The organism is Streptomyces sp. NPDC087787 (assembly GCF_044743035.1).
Classification (GTDB): domain Bacteria; phylum Actinomycetota; class Actinomycetes; order Streptomycetales; family Streptomycetaceae; genus Streptomyces.
Map to the genome: position 1 here is coordinate 6,797 of NZ_JBIUVQ010000047.1, position 707 is coordinate 7,503.

Here is a 707-nt window from a genome sequence, read left to right on the forward strand (position 1 = left end):
GGGGGGGGGGGGGGGGGGGGGGGGGGGCCCCGGGGCCCGGCGGGCCGGCCGCCCCCCCCCCCCCGCCACCCCCGGCGATGCTTCACAGAGCGGGAAGGCATATGGGGCCGACTCTGTCTTGAGAGGTCAGGCCTCAGGAGCGACTACGGATCACCACATGCCCACCCGCCCAGGACGCTCGGCCATGAGACACCGCCAAGCGTCTTACGGCGCCATTAGGAGCGCAGGCCCGGCCGGGGGCCGGGCCGCGCGCGGTGAGCGGAGCGAGCCGCCTTGATGAAGTAGGGAAACTCTTACCGCGCCCCCGCCGTTCGGACATGTCCGGTCCTGGTAGATGCTTGACACTTCGGTCCCAGCTGATGGTTGACAGTGGCCGTGATCGGCTTTTCTGTGCGTGTCGTTGCGGCGCGTGTGGGGAGGCCGGGATTGGCGCTGGTGGAGTTGTCGGTTGTTGAGCAGAGGTACCGGGCTGTTCTGGCGGTGCTGGCGGGTGCGACGGTGACGGAGGTCGCCGCTTCGCTGGGGGTGTCCCGGCAGACGGTCAGCGGGTGGAAGTCCCGTTATGCGGCCTCGGGTCTGGCGGGGCTGGCGGACCGCTCCCGCAGGCCGGCCTCGTGTCCGCATCAGGCCTCGGCGGAGGTCGAGGCGGCGGTGTGCGAGCTGCGGCGCAAGCATCCGGGGTGGGGGCCGCGGCGGATCGCGTTCGT

Annotated in this window: 1 protein-coding gene; it reads left to right on the top strand. The window is 72.0% G+C overall.

Features of this window, described 5'->3' with window-relative positions:
* Window positions 1-441: 441 nt before the first annotated feature.
* On the top strand, window positions 442-707 hold a 266-nt coding region (locus ACIOWN_RS34245; protein ID WP_401984437.1), incomplete at its 3' end, for a helix-turn-helix domain-containing protein.